Origin of the sequence: Bacillus sp. PS237 (genome assembly GCF_037963345.1) — a bacterium.
In the GTDB taxonomy this organism is placed as follows: domain Bacteria; phylum Bacillota; class Bacilli; order Bacillales; family Bacillaceae; genus Bacillus; species Bacillus subtilis.
This window is the reverse complement of record NZ_CP150156.1, coordinates 2087130-2112689: the sequence shown is the minus strand read 5'-3', so window position 1 is coordinate 2112689 and position 25560 is coordinate 2087130. Positions and strand designations below refer to the sequence as shown.

25 protein-coding genes are annotated in these 25560 nt (G+C 38.0%); 16 read left to right on the top strand and 9 right to left on the bottom strand.

What is annotated here, in order from left to right:
• Positions 1 to 13: 13 nt before the first annotated feature.
• From desE to NST22_RS10590, 3 genes are all read right to left on the bottom strand, one after another.
• Positions 14 to 1072 carry a fatty acid desaturase DesE gene (gene desE / locus NST22_RS10600; RefSeq protein WP_004399588.1) on the bottom strand — a complete coding sequence of 353 codons (1059 nt, stop codon included), beginning with the start codon at positions 1070 to 1072 and terminating at the stop codon, positions 14 to 16.
• A 161-nt stretch (positions 1073 to 1233) separates the two neighbouring features.
• Positions 1234 to 2211, bottom strand: coding sequence for an LD-carboxypeptidase (locus NST22_RS10595; RefSeq protein WP_004399250.1), 978 nt, complete (start codon positions 2209 to 2211; stop codon positions 1234 to 1236).
• Between the two features lie 63 nt (positions 2212 to 2274).
• Positions 2275 to 2772, bottom strand: a complete 498-nt coding sequence (locus tag NST22_RS10590) for a GNAT family N-acetyltransferase (RefSeq protein WP_004399390.1) — start codon at positions 2770 to 2772, stop codon at positions 2275 to 2277.
• Between the two features lie 170 nt (positions 2773 to 2942).
• Between NST22_RS10590 and NST22_RS10585 the strand changes: the two genes are divergently transcribed.
• Both NST22_RS10585 and NST22_RS10580 read left to right on the top strand, forming a co-directional pair.
• Positions 2943 to 3725, top strand: a complete 783-nt coding sequence (locus NST22_RS10585) for a VLRF1 family aeRF1-type release factor (RefSeq protein WP_004399450.1) — start codon at positions 2943 to 2945, stop codon at positions 3723 to 3725.
• A gap of 136 nt (positions 3726 to 3861) precedes the next feature.
• Positions 3862 to 4398, top strand: a complete 537-nt coding sequence (locus NST22_RS10580) for a DUF420 domain-containing protein (RefSeq protein ID WP_003231280.1) — start codon at positions 3862 to 3864, stop codon at positions 4396 to 4398.
• Positions 4399 to 4487: 89 nt separating this feature from the next.
• On the opposite strand, the gene NST22_RS10575 is transcribed toward NST22_RS10580, so the two are convergent.
• Positions 4488 to 5165, bottom strand: coding sequence for a lysozyme family protein (locus tag NST22_RS10575; protein WP_003231283.1), 678 nt, complete (start codon positions 5163 to 5165; stop codon positions 4488 to 4490).
• 193 nt (positions 5166 to 5358) lie between these two features.
• Here NST22_RS10575 and czrA point away from each other — a divergent pair, with 193 nt between their 5' ends.
• Complete coding sequence (gene czrA / locus NST22_RS10570) at positions 5359 to 5682, top strand: Zn(II)-responsive metalloregulatory transcriptional repressor CzrA (RefSeq protein WP_003231284.1); 324 nt, start codon at positions 5359 to 5361, stop codon at positions 5680 to 5682.
• Positions 5683 to 5708: 26 nt separating this feature from the next.
• Here czrA and csk22 read toward each other — a convergent pair whose 3' ends face one another.
• Positions 5709 to 6254, bottom strand: a complete 546-nt coding sequence (csk22, locus tag NST22_RS10565) for a mother cell-specific sporulation protein Csk22 (RefSeq protein ID WP_004399253.1) — start codon at positions 6252 to 6254, stop codon at positions 5709 to 5711.
• Positions 6255 to 6459: 205 nt separating this feature from the next.
• On the opposite strand from csk22, the gene NST22_RS10560 reads away from it, so the two are divergent.
• From NST22_RS10560 to csaA, 7 genes are all read left to right on the top strand, one after another.
• The gene (locus NST22_RS10560; protein WP_003231290.1) at positions 6460 to 7401 is read left to right on the top strand and encodes a YafY family protein; all 942 of its coding nucleotides are present in this window, start codon (positions 6460 to 6462) and stop codon (positions 7399 to 7401) included.
• A gap of 53 nt (positions 7402 to 7454) precedes the next feature.
• Positions 7455 to 7937 (top strand): GyrI-like domain-containing protein, encoded by a 483-nt coding sequence (locus NST22_RS10555; RefSeq protein ID WP_003231292.1) that lies wholly within the window; start codon positions 7455 to 7457, stop codon positions 7935 to 7937.
• Between the two features lie 76 nt (positions 7938 to 8013).
• Entirely contained in the window at positions 8014 to 8715 is a 702-nt protein-coding gene (locus tag NST22_RS10550) for an MBL fold metallo-hydrolase (protein ID WP_003231294.1), read from the top strand.
• A 5-nt stretch (positions 8716 to 8720) separates the two neighbouring features.
• Positions 8721 to 9296, top strand: a complete 576-nt coding sequence (locus NST22_RS10545; RefSeq protein WP_004399277.1) for a TetR-like C-terminal domain-containing protein — start codon at positions 8721 to 8723, stop codon at positions 9294 to 9296.
• A 77-nt stretch (positions 9297 to 9373) separates the two neighbouring features.
• Positions 9374 to 10117 (top strand): GNAT family N-acetyltransferase, encoded by a 744-nt coding sequence (locus tag NST22_RS10540; RefSeq protein WP_003231298.1) that lies wholly within the window; start codon positions 9374 to 9376, stop codon positions 10115 to 10117.
• Between the two features lie 14 nt (positions 10118 to 10131).
• The gene (locus NST22_RS10535) at positions 10132 to 10857 is read left to right on the top strand and encodes a helix-turn-helix domain-containing protein (protein WP_010886529.1); all 726 of its coding nucleotides are present in this window, start codon (positions 10132 to 10134) and stop codon (positions 10855 to 10857) included.
• 64 nt (positions 10858 to 10921) lie between these two features.
• On the top strand, positions 10922 to 11254 hold the full coding sequence (csaA, locus tag NST22_RS10530; RefSeq protein WP_004399582.1) for a chaperone CsaA: 333 nt from the start codon (positions 10922 to 10924) through the stop codon (positions 11252 to 11254).
• A gap of 587 nt (positions 11255 to 11841) precedes the next feature.
• On the opposite strand, the gene NST22_RS10525 is transcribed toward csaA, so the two are convergent.
• Both NST22_RS10525 and NST22_RS10520 read right to left on the bottom strand, forming a co-directional pair.
• The gene (locus NST22_RS10525; RefSeq protein WP_004399426.1) at positions 11842 to 14262 is read right to left on the bottom strand and encodes a peptidase G2 autoproteolytic cleavage domain-containing protein; all 2421 of its coding nucleotides are present in this window, start codon (positions 14260 to 14262) and stop codon (positions 11842 to 11844) included.
• Positions 14263 to 14688: 426 nt separating this feature from the next.
• Positions 14689 to 16125, bottom strand: a complete 1437-nt coding sequence (locus NST22_RS10520) for a flavin monoamine oxidase family protein (RefSeq protein WP_004399325.1) — start codon at positions 16123 to 16125, stop codon at positions 14689 to 14691.
• Positions 16126 to 16252: 127 nt separating this feature from the next.
• On the opposite strand from NST22_RS10520, the gene NST22_RS10515 reads away from it, so the two are divergent.
• From NST22_RS10515 to NST22_RS10500, 4 genes are all read left to right on the top strand, one after another.
• On the top strand, positions 16253 to 16810 hold the full coding sequence (locus NST22_RS10515) for an SMI1/KNR4 family protein (protein ID WP_004399321.1): 558 nt from the start codon (positions 16253 to 16255) through the stop codon (positions 16808 to 16810).
• A gap of 101 nt (positions 16811 to 16911) precedes the next feature.
• Complete coding sequence (gene yobL / locus NST22_RS10510; protein ID WP_004399481.1) at positions 16912 to 18714, top strand: LXG family T7SS effector ribonuclease toxin YobL; 1803 nt, start codon at positions 16912 to 16914, stop codon at positions 18712 to 18714.
• A 9-nt stretch (positions 18715 to 18723) separates the two neighbouring features.
• On the top strand, positions 18724 to 19182 hold the full coding sequence (gene yobK / locus NST22_RS10505) for a type VII secretion system immunity protein YobK (RefSeq protein WP_003231326.1): 459 nt from the start codon (positions 18724 to 18726) through the stop codon (positions 19180 to 19182).
• Between the two features lie 199 nt (positions 19183 to 19381).
• On the top strand, positions 19382 to 20224 hold the full coding sequence (locus NST22_RS10500; protein WP_003231327.1) for a hypothetical protein: 843 nt from the start codon (positions 19382 to 19384) through the stop codon (positions 20222 to 20224).
• A gap of 268 nt (positions 20225 to 20492) precedes the next feature.
• Here NST22_RS10500 and bsrE read toward each other — a convergent pair whose 3' ends face one another.
• Positions 20493 to 20585: a type I toxin-antitoxin system toxin BsrE gene (gene bsrE / locus NST22_RS10495; RefSeq protein ID WP_109789044.1), complete on the bottom strand. Its 93-nt coding sequence runs from the start codon at positions 20583 to 20585 to the stop codon at positions 20493 to 20495.
• Positions 20586 to 20873: 288 nt separating this feature from the next.
• Here bsrE and NST22_RS10490 point away from each other — a divergent pair, with 288 nt between their 5' ends.
• Both NST22_RS10490 and NST22_RS10485 read left to right on the top strand, forming a co-directional pair.
• The gene (locus NST22_RS10490; RefSeq protein WP_026009814.1) at positions 20874 to 21206 is read left to right on the top strand and encodes a hypothetical protein; all 333 of its coding nucleotides are present in this window, start codon (positions 20874 to 20876) and stop codon (positions 21204 to 21206) included.
• Positions 21207 to 21438: 232 nt separating this feature from the next.
• Entirely contained in the window at positions 21439 to 25044 is a 3606-nt protein-coding gene (locus NST22_RS10485; protein WP_004399367.1) for a P-loop NTPase fold protein, read from the top strand.
• A gap of 46 nt (positions 25045 to 25090) precedes the next feature.
• Here NST22_RS10485 and NST22_RS10480 read toward each other — a convergent pair whose 3' ends face one another.
• Complete coding sequence (locus tag NST22_RS10480; protein WP_009967409.1) at positions 25091 to 25426, bottom strand: hypothetical protein; 336 nt, start codon at positions 25424 to 25426, stop codon at positions 25091 to 25093.
• Positions 25427 to 25560 lie beyond the last annotated feature (134 nt).

The window sequence follows — 25560 nt, the reverse complement described above, 5'->3', positions numbered from 1 at the left end:
ACCTCCTTTATCATCAGGCATTCTTCCGCAGCTTCTGTTTTTCTGGTGAATCAGGCGGAAGGCTTACAGGTATATGTTTTATAGCCCGAAATGACACAAACTGTTTGTTATCTTCATCCCATAGACGGAACGCAAGTGATTGCAGGCTTGTTTTTAAGGTGATTGTCGGTACGTTTTTTAATGGTTCGTGATGTTCATGAGCAACTTCAAGCTTATAGTTAGGCACCTTTGGACTCAAATGATGAACGTGGTGGTAACCAATATTGCCTGTTAGCCATTGAAGCAGTTTCGGGAGTTTATAAAATGAGCTGCCTTCAACAGCAGCCTGAACGTAGCTCCAGTTTTCATCCGCTTCAAAATAAGAATCTTCAAAGGTATGCTGCACATAAAACAGCCAAACACCGATTGAACCTGAAATCAGAAATATCGGGCCTTGCACCAGTAAAAACGATTGCCAGCCAAAGATCAGACAGCAAGCGGCAGCCAACGCGACAATTGCCAGATTCGTAAGGTATGTGTTTACACGTTCCTTGCGTCTTGCGCCTTTTTTGTTAAAACGGTTCGTGATCAGAAAAACATAAATCGGTCCGAGAATAAACATGATAAACGGGTTTCTATAAAGTCTGTATGCAAGCTTTGTTCGTCTGGATGCAGCTTTATATTCGTTTACTGTTAACATCCAGATGTCTCCTGTTCCGCGTTTATCCAGATTGCTGCTAGTTGCATGATGAATCGAATGGCTGTGCTGCCATTGAAGATACGGGAATAAAGTCAGGACACCTGTCAGAAAACCGAGAATGTGGTTATAGCGTTTTTGTTTGAAAAAAGATTGATGGCAGCAGTCATGGAAGATGATAAAAATTCTTGTCAGAAAACCTGCGGCAATCACCGTTAATGCTAACGTAAGAAGATAGGAGACATCGAGGCTGAGATAAGCAAGAAACCATAGGCCGAAGAATGGGATAAACGTGTTTAAAAGCTGAATCAGGCTGTTTTTTGTTTCAGGCTGAGCAAATGCAGCGACTTGCTTTGTCAGCTGTTTTTGTTTATGTGCAATGGTTTGTTCAGTCATAGTAAGTATCCTCTCATTGTGTGTCTCGGTTCAGTATACGCTAATGAGAGAAGTCTTTTGTAGTAGCACACATCATGCCTCCTATATGACATTTGTCATGTCTCGTGCGGCATGCATAGCCGATTGCGCTAAAAAAGCTTGTAAAAAAATTTACAAGCTGATTAATGTTTATCAATCCATATTCGTGATGTACCCGAAATAGCTTCAATCCTGCATGTTCCTCCTATAGGGAACGTGGCAATTGGCGAGGTATGTCCGGCATTTATATTTGCGATGATCGGGATGCCGGATAATTCTTTTTTTGTTTCGATCATGGCTTTTACAAGATCTATTGATACGTTTGATGCTTTCTGAAATCTGCCGATCAAAATCGCCTTTACATGTGAAAAAGCGGGGAGGTGGATGAGTGATTGCAGATCGCGGTCAAACATATGGATGTCTGACATATAATCATCTTCAATCAATAAAATAGTATGTTCTGTTTCGGGAAAATACTCCGTTCCCTGCAGCAAATTAAGCGTGCATAAGTTTCCGCCAATTAAAGTACCTTCCGCATAACCTTCTTGGATTACAACAGGGCCGTTATTAGGATAAAAACGCCTGTTTTCTTGATCCAAAAACCAGCGATCATCGCTCCACTCACTTGAGGGGTGAATTTCAAACGGATCGTCTGAAGCGCAGCAAGAAAGAAAATACTCCTCTGTATAATCGAGTCCTTTTTTCATTGCAAATGTTGAGAAGTGGGGACCTGAATACGTAACAAGACCCGTTTTTTGATAAATAGCGTTGCAAAGAGCGGTTATATCGGAATAACCGCACAGAATTTTTGGATGTCGTTTGATTTTCTCGTAATCAAGATAACGCAGCAGCTGATTTGAATTAAACCCTCCGAGTGTCGTTAAAATCGCTTTGACGCCTGGATCAAAAAAGGCAGCGTGCAGATCATGGACTCTTGACTCGATAGAGGATGAATCAAATTCGTTACATTCATTTGCGTGTTCAGCGATGGTTACCCGATAACCTAAGCGTTCTAACGCCGTTTTTGCTTGGATTTTTGCTTCATTTGATAATATAGACATGCTGGTCGCGGGAGACACGATCCGGATTTCGTCTCCCTTTTTCAGTTTTGAGGCGTACATAGAACCCTCCATCAATGGTTTTATACCATTACAGCATATCTTGGCTCTTTCTTCCAGACTTTTTTACAAATCAACCCACTTAATGCTGCCGGATTGGGTATCATGATCGATACATACTTTGAAGTGATGTTTTTCATAAAAGTGAATCAGCCGGTCTACATGATTCCAATCCCGTTTGGCGATGTCTCCGGTGACTTTCGGTATATTATGGTCTCTTGCAATATCTTTTAAATATTTCATGCAAATGGAGCCAAACCCGTGATTCGGAGGGCCTTTTATATCCCCTATATGAATGGCATCGTCCTTGTAAGACGCTACAAGTGAAAAACAGCCTTTTCCTCGGTATGCCGTTTTACAATCAGTTAGCATAATTTTGCATGTTTGGCCATCATCAATCGAGGAAACAATCATCCACTCATCATGTTTCGATTGATCAATACCAAGCACTTTGGCATCTTTAGATAAATCCTTCATATTCTCCTGCATGCGATAAATTTGAAATTCTAAATCATTTAGTTCTTCCTCAAGCTCTTGACGATTTTTTTCTTTAACAGTAAACAAGATCAAACTCCTTTCAAAAAACAGCTTAGAAACACAGTTACCAATTGTATTAGAAGAGAGGCGTATTGTAAACAACAATTCCATTATTACTAGAAATTAGCGGAAAGTCAGGTTTGATCGTTTTTAAGAGAGGAAAAAGAAAACTAACCTGTGAAAAAGGAGGAATCGGAATGGCGATTGATTCATTGATTAACAAATTACAGTATGTCCAATTGGAACCGCCGGATAAAATTCTCTCTCTGTATCTCAATACAGACATGAGAGATCCAGAGCAGCAGGGGGGAGAATGGAAGATTGCCCTAAAGTCAGGATTCAGCCGATTAAAAGAGTATTTGGCAGCTAGTGATCCAGAGGAGGAAAAGTGTCTGGATGGAATCAGGGCTAAAATGAATCAATACTTGAATGCAATGGGAAAAGACATGCCCCGCAGTCTCGTGTTTTTTGTTTCCGACAGCGGCATATGGGAACCTATTAAGCTTCAAGTCCCTGTAGATACAAGATTTTACTGGGAAGAAACAGCTGTCCTGGATCAGCTAAAGGGTTTGCGCCAGACATACCCAAGTACGGCGTTTATTTTAACTCAGCAGCATGAAGTGAAAATTATTGAAACTGTTTTAGGAAAAATTGAGGCGGTGGAGCGTTATGAGTATGATATGATCAATGAGTCTTGGAAGAATAGCCATTCCGCTGTAGACAAAGCGCCACCATTTGAAGAGAACCGGATGAGGGAACATGTAACAGAGAACCAATCGAGACTGTATAAGCGGCTGGCTGCCAGCCTTGATCAAAAAGCTGCCGCGAAAAGATGGGAACGAATGGTTATTGCCGGGGATAAAGAAACGGCCGATATCTTGGATCAGCATATGAATAAACCCATTCATTCGAAAATTCAAAAGAACCTGCTGAATGAAAATGAACATAAGGTCATTGAACATTTGATAAAAGAGGCGTAAACCTAACAGGCCGGGGCTAATAGCCTCCGGCCTTTGAAGTGTGTCTAATTTCTGACGAAGCAATCGAAACCGTTGACATCTTCTTTGAATTTGCATACGATTTGGATAGCCAGTACAAATTAGGAGAGGTCACCAAATGAACCAAACAGAAAATAAACCGAAAAATTACACGGGGATTGTCCTTACGCTGACAGTTCTGATTAACGGTTTAATCGCAGTGCTGTTTTTTATGCCTAAATTAGATCAGTTCAGCCATGCGAATATTCACATTTTGCCAATGCTGAATGCGATATTCAATAGCTTTACGTTTATCTTCTTATTGGCCGCGCTGATTATGATTAAACAGAAAAATATCAAAGCTCACAAACGCTTTATTTTGGCTGCGTTCACAACAACATTACTATTTTTGATTTGCTATGTGACGTACCACTCGATTGCGGAAAACACGCTCTATGGCGGAGAAGGTATTATGCGCCCGATTTATTTCTTTATTTTAATTACACATATCTGCCTTTCTGCAATTATTGTGCCGCTTGCGCTGTTTACGCTGATCAGAGGCTTCAGCATGCAGGTGGAGCGCCATAAAAAAATTGCGAGATGGACAATGCCTCTATGGCTGTATGTAAGCCTTACAGGCGTTATTGTATATTTGATGATTTCACCGTATTATTAAAAGCCATACTCAGTATGGCTTTTTTTACGTGTAAACATGGCAAAAGCCCAAATTCATTTTTGGGCTTTTGTCAGTAAATTGATAGACTCTTATTCATGAGCCTTGGATTCCATGGTTTCAAGTGTTGCAACCTGCAAAGATTCTTCAACAGTTTTTGTTTTTTCTTTTACTTTTTCTGCATACGTATAATCACCGTAGCAATACGGATAGCGGAAATTTTTCGCATTTCCCCCGCAAGTATACAGATCAGGATTTTTTTTGACTTGCTGCTCGGAGTATTGTTTTGCCAATTCCTCAGTATGCGTTCCTCCATGTTCAGCTACAAAATCAATGTAACCTGCCCCCATGTTGTAGCTTTGAATAATGGTATCCAAATCCACGCCTTTTTCCTTACCGGTCTTGTACATGAGGGTAAATTGCTTGATGCCTTGTTTAACACTGAGTTGAGGGTCTGTTATCTCATTGCGTTTTAACCCCAGAGATTCAGAGGACTGCATGGGATCATTGCCTTTTCCTTTTGACTCCTGATACATCATGCCTAATATGAGTGATGTATAATTAGAGAGTCCTTGGCTTTCAAGCTCTTCTTCCACCAAGGGTTTGTAATCGGTTAAACGTTCCAAAACAATCGTTTTCGTATCGATCGGAAGTTTTTTGATTAAATCCCGGTTGAAAAAAAGCAGGACCAATAAAAAAGAGGCGATGACAAAGACAAAAATCATCATAAAACCCGCAGCAGCGAAACAGCCTTTTCTCTTTTTCTTCACTGTGTTTCACCCTCAATGTTTGGAGCAGTATGACCTTTTTTATTATGACATAAGAGGGTATATCAGACCAAGTAAAAACCTGATTTGAAACATAAATTTAAACTATGAGATTGAAATGGAATACAAGCAGGCTGGTTTGCACTCAAGCGCATTTGTTATAAGATAAAACTATGAATAAAGAAAGGTGATACATATGACTGAATTTAGAGAAACGGAACAATCGGCTGCTGATCTGGACGAGGAGACGCTGTTTCTAGTCGCGCAAACATTCAAAGCGCTTTCAGATCCTACCCGAATCAGAATTCTCCATTTATTGTCCCAAGGTGAGCATGCAGTAAACGGAATTGCAGAAAAGCTGAATTTACTGCAATCCACTGTGTCCCACCAGCTTAGATTTTTAAAAAATCTCCGGCTTGTCAAATCGCGCAGAGAAGGAACATCGATTTATTACTCTCCGGAGGATGAACATGTTTTAGATGTTCTTCAGCAAATGATCCATCATACACAGCATGATTGAAAAAGACATCCTTGCTTAACTCGCTGTTAGCGGGCAAGGATGTCTTTTTCTTTATTGTATTCGTGCTGTTCAAGTTCGTTTCTGCTGAGCTTGATGATAAAAGAAGAAAAACCGATATAATAAACGGCTATCAGAAAACAGACGCCAATTGTCAGAGGGTCCGTTCCGATTGACTGACTGTATGATCCAAGGCGGTTTAGATCAGGTGAGGTAAGATAAAGCTCCGTCACTCGATACAGAAATCTTGATAGAAATAAAGTTAAGAGAATCACCTCTACCCAAATATGAGTCCGAAAATAGATCTTTCCTCTGCGTTTTTCAAAAGAGATGTTTTTCTTAGCGAAAAAGACAAGGAGCCATCCGCCAAGAATGCCCAAAATGAGATATCCATATAAAAAAGGGTGAATGGCGCTGAAGATTGAAAGTCCAAAAGCAAACAGCGAGAAAAGAATGATACGGGTGAACAGCCAGCGGGGCTTCAGCGGCTGGTATCCGATGGACCTTTTAATTTTTTTATACAGAAAAAAGATGATGATTATGGCAGGATAAACGCTCTGAAGTGTAAGATGCATGATGTGAAATCCCCTCCGTTGAGAAGTGTATGCTTATCCGGTCGGAAATAGTAGCTGAAATAAATACTGAACACAAAAAAGAAGGGGAAACCCCTGTTTTCATAGCATATGCGAGGTGTATTCCGCCGCATAATAGATATGCCCAAGCTTTATCAAAATGTTATGATTGTTTTGTTGGAAAATACAAGAAGAAAAGGTGCGCAGAATGAAACTGGAACGTTTGTTAGCGATGGTTGTGTTATTGATCAGCAAAAAACAAGTGCAGGCTGCAGAGCTTGCTGAGCTGTTTGAAGTATCTGTCAGAACAATTTACCGTGATATTGAGACGATCAATAGGGCTGGTATTCCGATTGTGACCTCACAGGGTTCCGGGGGCGGAATTGGCATCATGGAAACGTATCGGCTTGAAAGAGAGTGGCTGAAGGAGGAGGAATTGTTTGCAATTGCTTCCGCTTTGCAAAGCGTTTCATCTATGTATGAACCCGTTTCTCACAGCACAGCCTATCAAAAAATCAAACACCTTATACCTGAGCAATCTACTCAAGCATTTAAGCACCAAACAGAAAAATGGTTTATTGACATGACGGCTTGGGGCCATACTGAGGATCAAAAGACGCTGCGCGAGAAAATCAGCGCTGCCATCGATCGGTTGTTAACGATATCTTTTACATATACAAGCGCAAGCGGGGAAACACTACTTCGGGAAACTGAACCTTATACATTGGTTTGCAAGGCGGGGCACTGGTATTTATATGCCTACTGCCTGGTAAGAAATGATTTTCGCTTTTTTAAACTGAACCGGATGAAAGATCTGGCCATCTTACATCAGACATTTATCAGAAAAGACATTCAGCTGGACACTTTGCCATGGGATAAGAGTTGGTACCAAAAGGACCGTTTAACTGAATTGGTTATTCTTGTTCAGCCGTCAGCACGTCAGCGTATAGGTGAATGGTTCGGATATGATGTCCTTCACTGTTGTGAGGAAGATGAAATCTGCCAGGCGGTGATTTCACTTCCAGAAGATCAATGGCTGATCGGTTTTTTGCTCCAGTTCGGAAAGGATATTGAGGTTCTGCAGCCTCTTCATATAAGGGATAAAGTAAAAGAAACCATTCATCACATGCAAAAAATATATGAAACCTGACACACTGCTGTCAGGTTTCTTTGTCTATAATCTTAAAAAAAGGAGGAGATCGTATGGGCTTTTCACATATAACACACTTAGACCTGAAACGATTTGCCGGACTATCACAACGGACAAGCAACGCACTGGAAATGACGGAAGAAAGGAGGATTCCGGCACTGTGGGATCAATTATGGAAGCAGGATATGAGCGCTCTTTTATCACAGGCTGAAAAAGACAAGAGCATTATTGCCTTATATTCGAATTATGAACAAGAGACGAATGGGTTTTATACGTTTTCAGTCGGAACGTTTCAGGAATACGACGACATTCTTCCGGGACCATATGAAAATATTGATTTGCCGGCTTCCGCTTACGCCGTTTTCACTTCCAGAATCGGTCCTATTGAAGAGATTGTGCTTGAAACGTGGAAGGAAATTTGGACTTGGGATAAGCGGCATCTGCGCACGTTTACAGGTGACTTTGAGATGTATGATCAAAATGCCGCAGTGCCACAGCGAGCACAAGTTAACATTTATGTAGCGATAAAAAAATAATAAACTCTTGAAAAACTAATGGTGTTAGTTAATAATAAAACTAACACCATTAGTTTTTGTTAGGAGGAATAAAAAGATGAGAATTACTCAGTACCAAACGGTTTGGCAGCTGACTTTTTTTCCAGCATTGTTTCCGGTTAATTGCTATTTAGTAGAGGAAGAAAACGAAGTCACCCTTATTGATGCCGCACTGCCAGGCAGCTATAAAGGGATTATTCAAGCTGTGAATCAGCTTGGAAAACCGCTTCAGCATATTTTACTGACTCATGCACATGGGGACCATGTCGGATCACTGGATACATTGGCACAAACATTTCCGCATGCAAAGGTCATGATCTCGGAACGGGATTCATTCTTGCTCCAAGGTGACACATCTTTGCGGCAAGATGAGCCGCAGACGCCTATAAAAGGAGGTATTCCGAAACACATACAAACAAAGCCTCACCAACTGCTGACGGGCGGTGAAACAATTGGTTCTCTGCTTGCCATTCCAACACCGGGCCATACACCGGGCAGCATGTCATTTCTTGATACAAGAAACGGCACTTTAATAGCAGGAGATGCGTTTCAGTTGCGCGGAGGAATCGCTGTATCAGGTCAGATAAAATGGGCGTTTCCTTTTCCCGCTTTCGCCACATGGAATAAGGAGGAGGCCATCAAAAGTGCACAATTGCTCGCCGATAAGGCGCCTTCCTGTCTCGCTGTCGGACATGGAAAATTCCTGCGATCACCTTCAGAGCGGATGAGACAGGCGATCCAAAAAGCAAAGAAAGGATGATGAGCATGTCACCGAGAATAGGTTTGACCCAAAAAATGATTGTAGACGCTGCAGCAGAGATTGCCGATCAGGAAGGGGTAAATGGTGTCTCACTTGCTGCACTTTCTAAAAAAATGAATGTTCGCCCCCCGTCATTGTATAACCATATCAACGGGCTGCAAGCGATCAGAGCAGAACTTGCTGTCAGAGGACTGACAAAGCTTTTTGATCAAATGGCGGACTCCGTAACCGAACGAAAGGGAGATTCCGCGATGCTTTCTTTAGCTCATGCATATGTTGATTTTGCAATTGAAAATCCCGGATATTATGAAGCGGCTCTTCTTAAGGTTCACGACAAACGGACGGAAATCGTCTCTGACCAAATTGTCTGTCTTGTGACGAAGCTGCTCATTGAAAACGGCTATGCAAGTGAAAAGACTGCCATTCATGCGACAAGGGGGCTCAGAAGTCTGCTGCATGGCTTTACTGTTTTAATCGCAAAAGAAGCATTTGAACGTGAGGAGGACATTTTAGAAAGCCTGTCATTTTCAATTCGGACATTTTTGTCAGGATTATTAATAAACAATAAAAATATTATGTAAACAAATAAATGGATGTCTTATATTTCTGAATATTGTATAATATCAAGGGAGTATACATAGGGGAGAGGCATTATGCAATGGATGACATTCGCAAGATTGAACGATTAGCGGCAGCTTCATGGCCGGCTTATTTTCAAAAAAGCATAGGGAAATGGCTTCTCAGAGCGAATTTTGGCGTAACCAAAAGGGCAAATAGCGTATGGACGTCTGCGGATATGCCTGAAGGGGATTTTCAGCTAGAGGCCGAACTTTTTTATCAAAGTTTAGGCTTACCTGTTTGTTTTCATATTAGCAACGCATCACCGAAAGGGCTTGATGACGCATTGGCAGACAGCCGTTATGAAAAGGTAGACGAGTGCTTCCAGATGACAGCGTTGTGCCGGTCAATTATGAGCCGAACAAATGACAACAGCCGATTTACATACAAGTGGGAACAAGAGCCATCATCTGTTTGGATAGATGAATTTATTCAATTAGAAGGGTTTTCACCCGAGCGTCACAAAGGTTACAAACACATATTCGAACGCATGCCGCCGTGTAAAACTTTTTTCAAGATGTATGACAAAGAAAGCCTGACAGCGCTTGGCACGGTTTCTGTCATTGATGGTTATGGCGGACTTAGTAATATCGTTGTAGCTGAGGAGCACAGAGGAAAAGGGGCAGGAACCCAAGTGATCAGGGTGTTGACTGAATGGGCAAAAAACAACGGAGCGGAACGCATGTTTTTACAAGTGATGAAAGAAAATCTGGCGGCAGTTTCTTTATATGGAAAAATCGGCTTTTCGCCTATATCGGAACACCATTACCGGATTAAAAGATGACCAAAGGAAGGGGTTTGCTAATGGACTCGCTTCAAGAGATAATTTGCGAAAAACGGACATACACACGGCTATATCATTCACATAAGCACGCGTACAGCCAATTTCTTTTTCCGCTTGAAGGGAGTATTGATCTTGAGACTGAGGGGCGCCAGGTGAAATTAAATCCGGATCATTTTTTATATATTCCGCCGCAGTGCGAGCATCGCTTCCGTTCTATCGGAAGAAATGAATGTCTTGTACTGGATGTTCCGCTTCATGCAATGAAAATTGATGAGTATCGTGCAGGATCAGGAATTGAAGCTGCCCTCGATCCTTTCTGGTCTTCGATCAGGTACTTGCTGACAGAGGAAGCAAAGGCCGGAACAGCCAACTCGCTTCATATGCTAGTACAATACATAAAAGAAAAGCTTCAATCCCATAGCTATGCCTCAATTGCATACATTCACAGCCATTTATTTGAGCGGCTGACGATTAAGAAGCTGGCAGAAATCGAGCATTATCACCCAGCTTACTATTCAAGCTGGTTCAAAAAACAGACAGGGAAGTCCCCGCAGAACTATATTGCCGACCTTCGCCTTGAGGAAGCAAAAAGAATGCTGATGGAGAGAAATGAAACTCTTACCGTCGTGAGCGAGGCGCTGGGCTTTCAAAACCTTTCTTCTTTTACAAGATGGTTCACGAAAAGCACAGGAATGCCGCCCCGCCTGTATCGAAACACCTTATATTCGGATAAAAAATGATGGCTCTTTAGTTAAAAGAATATTGTATATCTCCTTTACAATAGGAGAAAAAGGAGTTATTGATATGGCAGTTATTGATGACTTTGAGAAATTGGATATCAGAACGGGAACAATTGTAAAAGCGGAAGAATTTCCTGAAGCAAGAGTACCGGCAATCAAGCTTGTGATAGATTTTGGGACTGAAATCGGCATAAAACAATCGAGCGCACAAATCACGAAGCGTTACAAGCCGGAAGGTCTCATCAACAAGCAAGTCATAGCAGTCGTGAACTTTCCGCCCCGCCGGATCGCCGGATTTAAATCGGAAGTCTTGGTCCTCGGCGGCATACCCGGCCAGGGCGACGTCGTCCTTTTGCAGCCGGATCAGCCTGTCCCAAACGGCACAAAAATCGGATAACGCAAAAAAAGACGTTTGCCTAAGGCAAACGTCTTTGCGTATTGAGGCGATGCACCACACGCCACATTCGTGTGTGCCGTAAAGGCATGTACATCGGCTTACACAATTCAGCTCATCGCTATATGAATATAGCATGGAGGGCGAAGGAATGCAAGGATTACTTTTAGTAACGGTGAAATGAATTTAGAATGGAAAGGGTTTTCATTTTATTTGTAAGAAAAAACTCAGTGAGATTTAGGTGTGATCTTAATGCAGTTTGTATCGACTTACAGATGATAAAAGAACAATACTTTTAATAAGCCTCATGAAACATTTTCAATTTGTAAATACTTAAAGGATATATATGGTGTATTTGCTATAGAAGTCTAATATGATATCCATTTACTCATTTCAATAGCAACTTTCATGAATAACGAGAAGGAACAGCTGTCAAAATTTTTTTGATTATAATATAAGTTAATTACGATAGTATATTAGGGGTATTTTGGTAGATATTGAAAATTGATAATAACATACAAGGAATAAAGAACCTAGAAAAGAGATCTAATTATTTGGATAAACATATATTGAACTGGTCGGCGTATCCACTATTTGATGACGGTTAGAGCGATACCATACCCTTTTTCTGATGTGTAAGCAGAGGTTATTTTCATTACTTTCCAGCTTCCTTCAGTGGCTTTTGTTCCTATTCCATTATGTGCCGTAAGATAATCTCCTTGATTGACAGTTTCGTCAATACGCACATAATGTTGGCCAACCAACCCTACAACGTGCCATTCGTCTCTTGCTGCCCGTGAATGATAATTTGCCTCCAGCGCTGTATCGTAGTCTGGATTTTGTTTGGGAACACGTATGAGTTCACCGCTTTCCTCATCAGTCACCGTTTCATAAATAAATCCGCCGAACTCATTTGTCAAATAACGGCCCTGCCAGACGAAACTGGAGGCTCCTGAAATGAAAGCTGAAGTTTCTGAAATAACGCCAAGCATATAATCTCCAACATTCGCGGGCACAATTTTTTCACCTCTTAAAGTCACGATTGTACCAGTATGGATTAACTGTCCAGTTGAACTCTCAAAATACTCTCCATATCCACCTAAAGAAGAACTGATTGCACCGGCAAACGTCCCGTTTCCCCGAACAGAGTCAAGAAGCCACTTTATTGATTGATGACCTCCTGCCACGGTGTATGGTTCCTCAAGTATAATATTTTCAGAAGACAGTATTGTTCTTGACGCTTGGTTTCCTCTAATATGTGCGTTATTTGAAGAAGCGATTAATGCGCGAGAGCCTTCAGTACTGGAGCCTCCAGAAGAGCTAATGACCGCATTTCTTTCTCCGCGGGCCGTAATGTCGCCGGTACCTGCTATAACTGCGCTTGTTTGGTTAACGGCAAAGCCAGAGGTCGTTGCAAGCTGTATGCCTCCTTTCAAATTGATTGGAACTTGTTGGTATGTTTGGCCTTTGATTGAGGCTGCCACACTATAACCTTCTGATTGTACACCGAGAATTGTGGCCTGATTATTGGGGGACTGAATTGCAACTGTCCCATTGTCAGTAATCATCGTTCCATTTAGAATATTGACATTGTAGAGGCCTCCACCGATTGAAATTCCTTTTGGAGCAGATTTATAAATATCAAAATTTGAAATTTTAATATAATCAGTTTTATTTGATCCGCCTGATAAATTAATATCAACACCGGCTTTTTTAAAACCGCGAATTTTAATACCATTAATGGTTATATTTTGGCTGCGATATTGCAAGGCTACGACAGGGTTTTCTTTATAATCATAGTCTGGATCACCAATCGCTGTGAATCCGCTTACATTAACGTTTTTATATGCCGAAATAACCAGCGCTCTTGGGGTCACAGCATCGTAAAGCGAGTTGAAAACTGGTTCAACTGCTGAACAATCAATGAGTGTGACATCGTATGCTGTTGTGCTTTCAGGATCTGTAATTTGATGGTGACCAATATGACGAAGATCAAATGCACGAACATCGCGATAAGAAATATGGCCTATGATATGGACGTTTTGAGAGGCTGGCCACAGTTCATGGGCTTTTACTTCAACTCCGCGGATGTTGCCGCTTGTAAAGTTATTCAAAAGCCACACATGCCTAGAGCCGTCGTCAATTTCTATTCCGTTGGAGTTTGAAACACCTTCAGCAAATTCTGTTCCCCGCGGATTTCCTGAATGGCAGTTTGAAATAAAGATGTATTCGCTATAATGGGTGGTAATGCCGTCGTCTCCTGAACCATATGTCACACAGTTATCGATCCAAATATATCTTGATCCGTCTTTTGTCCAATCGGTATCAGGCAAATGGTCATACGTTGGCGATGTAATATCAATACCATGAAGACCTGCGTTAATCGCTTCCACATCTTTGATCCACCCATATTCAACCTTAGCAAAAGTTAAACAACTGGAGAACTGTCCCCCTGGATTTCTCACACCGCATTGTCTACTTGGATTCCAGTCTAATGACATTCCTTGGACAAAAATATTGCGATTTCCATTTTGATAATCATCATTTGTAATCACCCATTCATGCGCTGGAGTGTCTTCATGCAATTTAATCACTGTGATCCCTTTACCTTGTCCAACAATTGTTGTCCAAGATGGAAGTTTAATCCCTTGAACGAGGTATTCTCCCGCTGGAACATGTACTTTGACTCGGCCATTCCCGATTGCTTTTCGAAAAGCTTCAGTATTGTCTCTTCCATCTGGAACAGCGCCGAAGTCAGCCACATTTACTTCCCGGGTGATTTTAGATAAAAGCCTATAATATTCCTTGTCGAGACGTTCTTTTAAAAGAGAGGTGACCTCTCCTTCGGCCGTCACCCTTGCGTCAGTAACTTCGATATTTTGGTCTGTAACCGAGTGCTTAATAAAGTTTTGCATTCTTGTCTTAATATGTTCTAATTCGGATGAAAATTCGGGGTGAGACTGAGAATTGGCGTTTAGAGAAGGATCAGGGCAGTTTTTAAAATGAACCATTCTAAAGACACCTCTTTCTTTTAATATAAGCGCAGTTTTGTCTTTGAGATAAGGAGTTAGCATTTCTTTTGGCGCTTCTCTTTCCAATTCTGTATTTGTTACAAAATTCCTTTAGGATTTATACTGGTTTTCAAGAAATGTAAGTCAATGAAAAAAAGAGAGGACAAGTAAAGGATAAAAAGCAACATTAAGAATCGTTATACAGTGAAAGAAAGTTCGCCCGATGGTTAATTAAAACGTTTCCTATGGTTGGGTATTTATTAATGATTATGGAAGAAAAGGGAGGTCCGCATTCAAAACGTGTATAAAGATAATAAAGAACCGAATGTTGAGACATCCCATATTTGAATTAATCTTTTAAACAAAGGAGTATAAATTCTTCACTTCTTTTTATATCAACCAGTTTTAACAAGATGTGAGCATGATCTAAGGTAAGCGATTGACCTCATAAGCAACACGTATTCCAGATTCAATCGCGCCTTGCATCCACGCATGAGTGAGTGAGGCGTGTTCTCCGGCGAAATGAACTCTGCCCTCAGGGACAGGAATATAGGGATACAGCTCTAATTCTTGTCCTGGTTCGAAAGCTGTAAAACCTCCCGCAGAATACGGGTACTGGCTCCAGCTAAAAGAAGTGCCAGACACAAATTCAGACCACACAATATCACCATAGATTTCAGATAAATTCAGTAAAGTATACTGGATTCGCTCTCCTTCTGAAAGACTGTCCCATATCAGTGCCTCATCGGCCCATGTATAGCTGGCCAGAATGACAGCATGTCCATTTGCTCCAATATTTCTGCTTGGATAATATGAAAAACGAATCGGAAGATCAGTAATAGATTTGCCGCCGTGCTGACCGGCTTTTTCCCAAAATCGGCTTTTAAACTCTATGCCGATTTTTGTTGCACTGATATAGTTTAGCTCACGGATGGCCCTCCGTTTATAGTAAGAGAATGAATGGTATGGTTCGACTTTTACAAATCGCAATGTTGAAAAAGGAATGGTTACAATAGCGAGATCAGCTGTGAATGATGTGAATTCTGCCGTTTGTTGATGCTGACAATGGATCGTAACACGATTTTCACCCTGAGACATTTTCATCATTTTTTGATGGTATAGAATGTTTGTTTTTAATTGAGGAAGAAACGCGTGAGGCAGCAGATCCATACCGCCAGTTATCTCATAGAAGTGAGCGGGGGATGAAAAAAAGATAGATTCCCGCAATACTTCAACAAGGGACATCCCCATATACGCTTCCATATCCAAAAGTACACCGATCATATCGATCGCGCCATATGAAAAATACGTGTTTAAAAAAGAGCTTAACGAATGATTTTTGTATTGTTCTTCGACAATCCGCCAATTTCTTGCTGGATTTTGATTGATAAAATTTAGAATAGGCTGCAGTAAAGAAAGCATCAGCTCTTCAGACGTTTTCCCTTGTTCATTTGGTGCAACTGGATATCTCAATATTCCAGGAGCTCGTTCAAAAACTTGGAGACGTGTTTTGATTCCATTTGCATAAATGATGTCCATCGGGGTTCTGTTGATAAATACATTTGTTGGCAATTTGAATTTTTTGATATATTCTAAGGTTAACGAATGGTTATTCGGTATGCGCATCGGGCCAGCGTTGAAATACAAATCATCACTAAAGGGAGATCTCAAAGTGCAGACACGGCCGCCCGCTCTGCCGCTCGCTTCGAGAATCGTTACTCTGTGACCGGCATTTTTCAACAAAGATGCTGATACAAGCCCGGACAATCCAGCTCCTATAACAAGAATGTGCTTTGGATGCTGCGATGCGCTAAGGCCATTTCTAATGATCTTTACCATGTCATCATTCATTAGAGAATTCAATTTTTGGAGGCACCTCTTTTTAGAATTTATTGCATTATATTCACTGAAAAGAGCACCTATCACGATCTGTTCACATCTTTTGGAATTTGAAAGGTTATTGTTAAAAGGAAATAAAGGGGTGATGTATGTGACTAACTTTGTTCATAAGACTGTAAATGGCTTGAAAAGTCTTTTAGACGAAAAAGGAGCCATTAAATTGTTTTGTTCAGAAGGTGATATCATGGAGTTCCTTGTTACTTTTTCACAGGACAAAGCAACCCTGAATGACATTCAAAGCTTTGAGGCTAAACACCAGCTTACCCTTCCACAGGATTATCAGAAGTTCATGACACTACATAACGGTGCGAAAATTTTTGAGATTCTTTCTGATGGGGAGAATATAGGTGGAGGACTTCAGCTATTTAGCCTTGAAGAGATTGAAGAGGAGTTAAAATATGAAGATTTGTTTGAAGATATCAATGGTATTCCAATTGGCTACTTATTGGAAGAATGCCATTTAATGATCGATAAAGATAAAGTGAACCAAGGTGATCCCAACTATCTCTATATATTTGAAAGTGGTTTAGAATATAATCCATTAAATTTAAACTTTGAAAAATTTTTAGACCGGTATATATTGGCCAATGGGGAACCTTTTTGGGATTGGCGCTACTATACCGCAGAAAATTATTATAGAACAAGATAGTGTGTGATGTATAAGACAGTCATTTTGGCTGTCTTTTTCTGTTATTCAATTAGATTACTGTGGTAAAATTTACATAGAAGTAGTCTAGGAAGGAGAATGATATGAAGGTATTTGAGGCTGATTCATTACTCTTTGAAGCGGATAAAAGAACCAAAGAGTATAAGGAACTAAGGTCGCAAATGGTGAAGCTCAAAAAAGCGTTTAAGGAAGTAGCTAACCTAGATGACAGTGAATTTTCAGGCAAGGGTGCTGACAACATTAAAGCATTTTATCATGGTCATGTCGGCGTAACAGACCAATGGATTGATCTTATCGATATGAAGATTGCTTTCTTAAGCAGCATGTCTGCAACACTTGAAGATGCGAAGATGTCTGATGCTTACATAGAAGAATCCTTTCTAGAACACGAGTTGGCTAACGCTTATGCAAAATCAAAATCCATTATGTCTGAACAGAAAAAAGCAATGAAAGACATATTAAACAACATCAATGATATCCTTCCCCTTGAAATATTCTCAACAGAAGACTTCAAAGACAAACTTTCTTCTGCAGATGACAAACGTGAAAAAACAATCGATAAGCTAAACAAGCTTGATGAGGATTTAAAAACAGAATACGCTGAAACAGAACCAAACGAACAATTTATTCAGCAAGACTTTAAAAAGCTGCAGGAATCAACAGGCAAAGGAAAAAACGCTACACCAATTCACTATAACGCTAAAGCGTACAGAGAAAGTGACATACATAAGAAAAAAGGCGATATTGAAAAGCATTCTGAAGCTTACTTAAGTGTGAAGAAAGAAGAAGCAAAGGAACGTGAAATCAAGGAATTAAAGAAAAAACTTAATGACGGTGTATCTGACCCTGATGAATATTTAGAGATTGCTAAGAAAGTAGGGTACGAGAATCTGGAGCCAACTCAAGTGCAGCTTGCAGTGCAAATTGAACAAGCGAAGCAGCTAGAAGGAGCAGGAGAAATCACCTGGGATATCGTAAAAGGTGTAGGAGTTGGTTTATACGATGTAGGAAAAGACACTGTAACCGGCATATGGGACTTCATCACCGATCCAGGAGAAACACTCTCAGCACTGGGTAATGCAGCTATGCATCCAGTGAAAACATACGATGCCATTTCAGCAGCAATAGAAGAGTCATATCAAAAGGATATGGTGAATGGAGATGCCTATTCTAGATCAAGATGGGTTACCTATGCTATTGGTTCAGTGGCTGTAGCTGTTGTTGGTACAAAAGGTGCAGGAGCCATTAACAAAGCAGATGCAGCGGGCAAGGTAATAAATAAAGCAAGTCAAGCAGGTAAGAAAATCAAGGACGTTAAGATTCCAGATTTGCTGCCTTACAACCCTAAGTATAAGCTTGCTCTAGCAGATAACGTGCCATACAATGTGGTTGATAGCCAAAACCTTAAGAATGAACTTTTGACTAATGCGAAGAAAATACCGGATGGAACAAGAAAACCGTTTACTGGCCAAAAGAAAAGCCCTCCTTGGCTAAATAAAGAAAAGTATGATGCATATGAAATAGAGGGGAAGGTAAAGGCGAAGGGGAAAGTTAAAGATGTAAGCCGTAGAGTGTATACTATGAAAGATATTGATATTAATCAAAAAACAGAATTCGGTGTTACAAATCTTCAGCTAATGAAAAACGGGAATGCCCCTTATGCAAAAGACGGTACACAGATTAATTTACATCACTTGATTCAAGAAGAACCTGGCCCAATGCTTGAAATCCCGAACAGCTTACATACAAAATATAGTGATGTCATTCATCAGCTTAAGTCTGATGGTGAAAGTTTTAGAAATGATAAGGTTTTAAAAGCACAATACGAGAGCTTTAGAAAGAGATATTGGAAATGGAGAGCGAAACAATTTGAAAATGAGAATTGAGGTGTTTATATGATTTATTCGAAGGTTGAGAACTTTATTAATGAAAATAAACAAAATGCTATATTTACAGAAGGTGCAAGTCATGAAAACATTGGTCGCATTGAAGAAAACCTCCAATGCGATCTCCCCAACAGTTATAAATGGTTTTTAGAAAAATACGGTGCTGGTGGTTTATTCGGCGTTTTGGTTTTAGGCTACAACTTTGATCATGCATCAGTTGTAAATAGAACTAATGAATATAAAGAACACTATGGCCTTACTGATGGACTTGTGGTTATTGAAGATGTTGATTACTTTGCTTACTGTCTAGATACAAATAAAATGAAAGACGGAGAATGCCCTGTAGTTGAATGGGATAGGGTAATTGGTTATCAAGATACTGTTGCAGACAGCTTTATTGAATTTTTTTATAATAAGATTCAGGAAGCGAAAGATGACTGGGATGAGGATGAAGACTGGGACGATTAAGCAAAAGTATTGCTATAGCGCAATAGAAGGCTTGAGTTGCACATCCTCAATCTAAATAAAATAAGCTCTCGCAATGAGAGCTTATTTTATTGGATTAAATAATTAAAGTGACAGAAGTTTTCTAGTCCCGTTTTATATGAAACCTTTTTTATTTTAGCCCGTATTAAAAGTAAATTCAGAGAGAAGGGGAGAAGCTTAATTGGAGTTATTAGATATTTGGAATTGGATACAACAAAATGGTATTCTTACTGCAGTAATTACGGGTATAGTTGCATTGCTATTCAATCAAAGACAAAAAAGTATAGAACGATTCTACTCTCAATCAGGTGAAACATTAGAAAAAATTTTAGAGCCTATGTATTATTCCCTAAAAGAAATAAAGAATGAAGAAGATGAAAACCATAAAATGGTCCTTATAGAAAAATTTTTCGAAGAATATAGTGGGAAAAAGGGGAAGCTATCAAAACTTAGAAACATCTTATTGATAGATCAAATTTTGAATACAGAAGATTGTTTCAGAGAGTATATTTTAAACAAGAACAGCGAGAATAGGAAAAAATTATTTTATAAAATGAGAATGTTAGATCAAGCAGTTAATAAAGAATATAGAAGTATATTTGTTACTCTAAACAAGAATTATAATTGGTATAAAGTTCTTTTTAGAACGAATTATATTTTAAGCGCTGTTTTTGTTTTTGTTAGATGGTTTAAAGAAACTCTAGCTTTTTTTGTCGGTGCTTCAGCATTTGCTTTTATACCCCTTCTATATGATAAATATTTAGGCGAACAAGTTTTAGGAAATTGGTTAGAGGTAAATAAACTTATTTTTGGACTTTCTTGTTCAGCTCTTTATATCTTTTGGATAATACATTATTTCCTTTTAAAAGATACAATGCAAAGGAAAGATGAAATATCTTTGTTTCAGGAATGGTTTGATAAAACTAAGCTAGGGAAATGGACTAACAAGAATGTCTGGGGAAAGATTGGGAATTGGAATGTTGAAAGACGAGCTAGAAGAGTAAGAAATGATGAAGATGTATAAAGGCTTGTGCGCTATTTTAGATCATTATAACGTTACAAGAAACAATAAAAAAGCTTTCCAAGTCTCTTGAGGTTTATTGTAATGCATTTCACGGAAAATGTGTTATAATCAGTTTTACAATACATTACAGTGCATTTCTTTAATGAGAAATGCATAAAATAAAAAAGACCGAGGTGCTACCAACACCCCGGCTCTGTACAAAAAGTTGCCCATCAAAGGGCTTGCTCGATGTGGTTCTAGGTAGGCCTATCCCTTCAGGTTCTGAGGCTCAAGGGAGGTCTATTTTTTCTATATACGTCAATAGGGCGATTATAAACGACCCGATTGCAAGCATTAGCATTAATGCCTGGAATGTTGACATAGCATCACCCCTTTCATTAGGGGATGAGCAAGACTCCCTCGAGTGAGCAAAACTTACTGTACAGGAAATATCATACTATACATAAATGCCCTTGTCGTTAAAAATTCACAATATATTGACAACGTGAAAGGAACTTGCAAAATGCAGGTTCTTTTTTGTATTCAATTATTAAATCATTTGAATGATTGTCGATATTTAATATGTGTAAAAATGGAAAAGGTGCTACAATTATAAAAAGCTTTGAGAGGATTGTGATTATCAGTGGTAAATGTAAACTGAAGCGATCTTATTTATGATCCAAAATTCTTAGCATTTTGCAGCTTGGCTACAGAAGGATACGGGGGAAATAACTCAGCTCCCAGTAGATCCATTGGTTTTAGTGAATTCTGTGAAACACTTGAGAAAAATGAAGTAGTTAAACCCGAGAACAAAAAAAGCTCACTTGACCTAAATAATTCTTTAGATTATTGGAAATCAAGATTTAATCCAGGCGGTAATCTTTCGGCGTTAGATTCTCAGGTATTAGATATTATCAAAAAAGCTTACAACTTAGGCATGGTTAACAAAGATAATATGCTGCTGCGAAATGAAGCAATTAATGCTTATAAAAATTCAATTTAAATATGAAACAGTCCTGTAATTGGGCGCTGTGTTGTTTATTGATCATCTTTTTTTCAGAAACTTTTAATGCCCTTTCATGTTACAATTAATAGTGAATTTCAACTGGCGATAAAGGACTATATTAGATGGAAGAGAAATGATTTGTCATTGCTACATACTCATTTATTTAGTTCTTTGCTCCAGTTTTATTAATTCGTATTACACCTGAAAGTTTAGAAAGGATTTGTTTTTTTTGGGGGAAATCAAAAAAAAATTTGTGCAGTGGTTAGAGAAACTTCTGATTAGACTAAAAGAACCTAATGTTAAGGAAGAAAGCCTTTTTGAAGATCTTTCTCCTAGCAATGATGTCGACACTGATGGAAAATATTCTAAAGCACTAAGTTGGGGGTTAGAAAATAAAAAAGTGAAAAATATCGCCCTAACTGGTCCCTACGGGTCTGGAAAAAGTAGCATATTAAATACCTTTCAAAAACAATACAGCAGGGAATATAGTTTCTTAAATATATCCTTAGCTACATTCAACACAGATACGGATGATATGGAGAATAAGTTAGAGAAAAGCATCTTGCAACAAATGATATACCGGGTACACGATAGAACCATTCCCTTTTCTAGGTTTAAAAGAATTAAGCATATAAGGACTAAGAGCATAATTATAAATTTGATTTTCTTTTTTGCATTTATTATAGTTGGCATCTACCTTTTTAAACCTGATGCACTTAAAGGAATATATGCTGAGACGTTAGTTTCAAGGAGTCTCGGTACTGAAGATCAGCAACAAATACGACTGACTATATTATTAGCACTGTTCTTTATAGTATATCCTCTACTCGCATATAAAAGAATTTATCATTTTGTCCGTGCCAACTTAAAATTGAATAAGGTTACAATTGCTAATACAACGTTAGAAAAAAATACAGGGGAAGAAAACTCTTCTATATTTGATAAATATTTAGATGAAATATTATATTTTTTTGAAGCCTCCAAGTATAATGTTGTAATATTTGAGGACTTAGATCGCTTTAATAATATAGGTATTTTTGAAAGATTAAGAGAATTAAATGAACTTATAAATAATTCAGAACAAATAGATAGACGTGTTGTTTTTATATATGCGATAAAAGATGATATTTTTGGAGATGCAGACACTGAAAAGTTAACTAGAGACCGCACAAAATTTTTTGATTTTATTATCCCAGTAATACCAATTATTAATGCATCTAATTCAGGAGACATACTTAAAAAGAAAATAAAACATTCACCATATTCTGATTTGATAAACACTCATTTCTTAGAGGATGTAACAATTTACATTGATGACATGAGAGTATTAAAGAATATTTTTAATGAATTTGTTATATACCAACAAAAACTAAGTGCAATTGATCTTGATCCTAACAAAATGTTAGCAATGATAATCTACAAAAATATTTATCCTGTGGATTTTTCTAAATTACAATATAACAAAGGGTTGGTATATGAAATCTTTCAAAAAAAACAACTTATAATTGAGGAACAAATAAAATTAATTAATGCTAAAATACAACAATTAGAGAGGAAATTAGCGAATATAGAAGTTGAGTCTTTAAAATCAATTGCTGAATTAAATTTTATATACTTGAGCGAATTAGAAATATCAAATTTGAATTCTAATTATGATATTAATATAGATGGCGAGGTATTTAGAGGCAATACATCTAATAAAGATCGGTTTTTTGAGAAGTTAAAAAATGCGGATACTATCTATTGTTATTTAAGAAATAGAAATGGTCCAGCGACAATTAAAGAAATTGCAACTGTTTTTGGTCGGAAACCGAACTACTTTGAAAGAGAAGATGCCATCAAGGCTATAGAGAAAAATGAAATCCAAAAATTCAAGAAAGAACTATTGGAATTAGAGAGAGAAAAGCAAGAAATAAGAGCGCAATCTTTACAAGTATTAATTACAAAAATGAATTCAAAGGATGTATTTTCTGATAAGCTTTACGAGAAAAAATTACTTGTTTACCTGCTACGTCATGGATATATTGATGAAATGTATAACCATTACATCACTTACTTCTATCCAGAAAGTTTAAGTCTTTCCGATATTAAATTTGTATTTAGTATTAAAAACCACGAGTCATTGCCTTACAGCTTTGAGCTGGATAATATCGGTAAAATAATGAGCAAATTAGTTGGTGCTGAATTTAAGCAAATAGAGGTACTTAATTTTCATCTCTTAAACTATATAATGGATCATTCTGAATACCGTAATTATTATGATAGCATAATTGAGCGACTTGCAAATGGAAGTAAAGAATCTGTTACATTCATAGATGGTTTTAAAGAAAGGGCAATAAATAAAGCTGCCTTTATCCAATCGATATCTAGTAAATGGGATGATTTTTGGAGTTTTATTGAACTTAGATCCAATTATACACAACAGAAAAAAGAGGAATACTTGTCAGATATACTTACATATGCTGATATAGCTGATATTATCCGAATGAATAAAGAGTCGGTCATGTCTTTCACATTATCCAAGTACTTAAATCTTCTCAGCTTAGTATCTGATGAGGAGAAAATAAAAGAACTACTATTAAAACTCCAAGTTAAATTTAAAAGTTTGGATCATTTGCTAAATTCTGAAACAATATATGACTTTGTTGTTCAACGAAATCTATACGAAATTAATATCAAAACTTTATCAGTTATTTTAAATGATGCTCCCAATATAACGTATGCTGCAGTTAAAAACTCTGATCAGCAGGCTGTTATCAATTACGTAAATGACAATATTGATATATTTGTTGAAAAAGTTTTACTTACTGAGGAGATTGAGGAACCAGAGGAAAGTTTTCTGGAGTTATTAAATCGGGAGGATTTAGATAAGAGAGTAAAGCATGCAATGATCATGAAAAAAACTTTTGCCATCTCGGATATTGGTGAATTGATTAAAGAGTTATGGCCAATTGTGATCCGTGAAAATAAAATGGTTGCATGCTGGTCAAACGTTATTACTTCTTATGTAGAATACAATAAAAAAATGCCTGATTTCTTAATAGCTTTCTTAAACAATCCTGTTAATAGAAAAGAGCTCTCTAAAAATAATATAGAGGCGTTTGATGATAAATTTGACGAAGCGATTTTAGAAGATATCTCAGAAGAAATCATTAATAGTCGGGATATTACAGACGAAACATTCGAAGTGTTAATTGCTAGTATTCAAAGTTGGATTTACTTTCCGCTCGGAAATGTTAGTGAAAAAAGAGCAAAATTATTGATTGATAATGATTTGTTATCTCTAACACCGGAAAATTTTAAAGAGTTAAAATTAAATTTTGATACACTTCATATCCAACTCGCTTTGAGAAACCCTGACGAGTTTATTGATAAACAAGGTGATTTTTCCCTTGATGCCAATGATATAAAGCAACTCATAGATAGCAACGAGCTCTCTCAATTTAACAAAGAAATATTTGTACAACATTTAAATTCTAACTGTTTGACAGATGGAAATAATGATATTCTTAAAGATACAATTTATTTTATTAATGAGCATAACCTGAAAATCACCAATGAACTACTAACCTTTTTGCTTGAATCACCTACAACATTGGATACTAGGTTATCGTTGCTAGCTGGACAAATAAAGCATATTGATAATGAATCAATTACTGAATTTTTAACTAAAATAGGGGAACCTTACTCTGAAATTGCTGAAAAAGGCAGACGAATAAAGATCTCAAATAATAGAACTAATAAAGCGTTGGTGACTGCATTAGAGTCTAAAAACTACATATCCTCTTTTAAAGAAGATAGAGAGAGATTACGTGTGAATACTAAAAAAAAATAAAGAATAACTAATGTTTTTTAACGTCCAGTTTTAATTGCTGGGCGTTTTACTTATTGAGATTATTTTCTTTCAAATATTCTTGATGCTCTTTCTCCAGCTTATCAGTATCATCCTTGAATATATAAATCTTATATTTTTCCTTGGCTTCTCTAGACAGATTATCTTTTAAATATTCACGGAGTTTTGCTTCACTTTTGGTTTGATCCATGCCTATTGTAATTGCCGGATCTGTTATTCCAATTTCAAAACTAAATAACCCAAATTCATCCCAAGCACTTTCTAAAACTTCTACAGGGGTCTTTTTGTTTGATTCGATTAAAGTTATACCCCACATAATCAAAGCAGGAACTAAGACCAAAAATCCAATTAACCTCTTCTTCATTCACCATCACACTCTCCCTCGTCGAAAAGAATCTCTCCTTTATTAATACTACGGATATCATTATTGACCTTTATATTTTATTACCAACATTTACATCGAACTTTTGTTCTGATCTATATTGAATAAGGAACGTT

What these genes read in the sequence shown, in the direction of transcription:
- desE (WP_004399588.1), bottom strand. Translation starts at nt 1,072, where the DNA reads ATGACTGAACAAACCATTGCACATAAACAAAAACAGCTGACAAAGCAA.
- NST22_RS10595 (WP_004399250.1), bottom strand. Translation starts at nt 2,211, where the DNA reads ATGTACGCCTCAAAACTGAAAAAGGGAGACGAAATCCGGATCGTGTCT.
- NST22_RS10585 (WP_004399450.1), top strand. Translation starts at nt 2,943, where the DNA reads ATGGCGATTGATTCATTGATTAACAAATTACAGTATGTCCAATTGGAA.
- NST22_RS10580 (WP_003231280.1), top strand. Translation starts at nt 3,862, where the DNA reads ATGAACCAAACAGAAAATAAACCGAAAAATTACACGGGGATTGTCCTT.
- czrA (WP_003231284.1), top strand. Translation starts at nt 5,359, where the DNA reads ATGACTGAATTTAGAGAAACGGAACAATCGGCTGCTGATCTGGACGAG.
- csk22 (WP_004399253.1), bottom strand. Translation starts at nt 6,254, where the DNA reads ATGCATCTTACACTTCAGAGCGTTTATCCTGCCATAATCATCATCTTT.
- NST22_RS10560 (WP_003231290.1), top strand. Translation starts at nt 6,460, where the DNA reads ATGAAACTGGAACGTTTGTTAGCGATGGTTGTGTTATTGATCAGCAAA.
- NST22_RS10555 (WP_003231292.1), top strand. Translation starts at nt 7,455, where the DNA reads ATGGGCTTTTCACATATAACACACTTAGACCTGAAACGATTTGCCGGA.
- NST22_RS10550 (WP_003231294.1), top strand. Translation starts at nt 8,014, where the DNA reads ATGAGAATTACTCAGTACCAAACGGTTTGGCAGCTGACTTTTTTTCCA.
- NST22_RS10545 (WP_004399277.1), top strand. Translation starts at nt 8,721, where the DNA reads ATGTCACCGAGAATAGGTTTGACCCAAAAAATGATTGTAGACGCTGCA.
- NST22_RS10540 (WP_003231298.1), top strand. Translation starts at nt 9,374, where the DNA reads ATGGATGACATTCGCAAGATTGAACGATTAGCGGCAGCTTCATGGCCG.
- csaA (WP_004399582.1), top strand. Translation starts at nt 10,922, where the DNA reads ATGGCAGTTATTGATGACTTTGAGAAATTGGATATCAGAACGGGAACA.
- NST22_RS10525 (WP_004399426.1), bottom strand. Translation starts at nt 14,262, where the DNA reads ATGGTTCATTTTAAAAACTGCCCTGATCCTTCTCTAAACGCCAATTCT.
- yobL (WP_004399481.1), top strand. Translation starts at nt 16,912, where the DNA reads ATGAAGGTATTTGAGGCTGATTCATTACTCTTTGAAGCGGATAAAAGA.
- yobK (WP_003231326.1), top strand. Translation starts at nt 18,724, where the DNA reads ATGATTTATTCGAAGGTTGAGAACTTTATTAATGAAAATAAACAAAAT.
- bsrE (WP_109789044.1), bottom strand. Translation starts at nt 20,585, where the DNA reads ATGTCAACATTCCAGGCATTAATGCTAATGCTTGCAATCGGGTCGTTT.
- NST22_RS10480 (WP_009967409.1), bottom strand. Translation starts at nt 25,426, where the DNA reads ATGAAGAAGAGGTTAATTGGATTTTTGGTCTTAGTTCCTGCTTTGATT.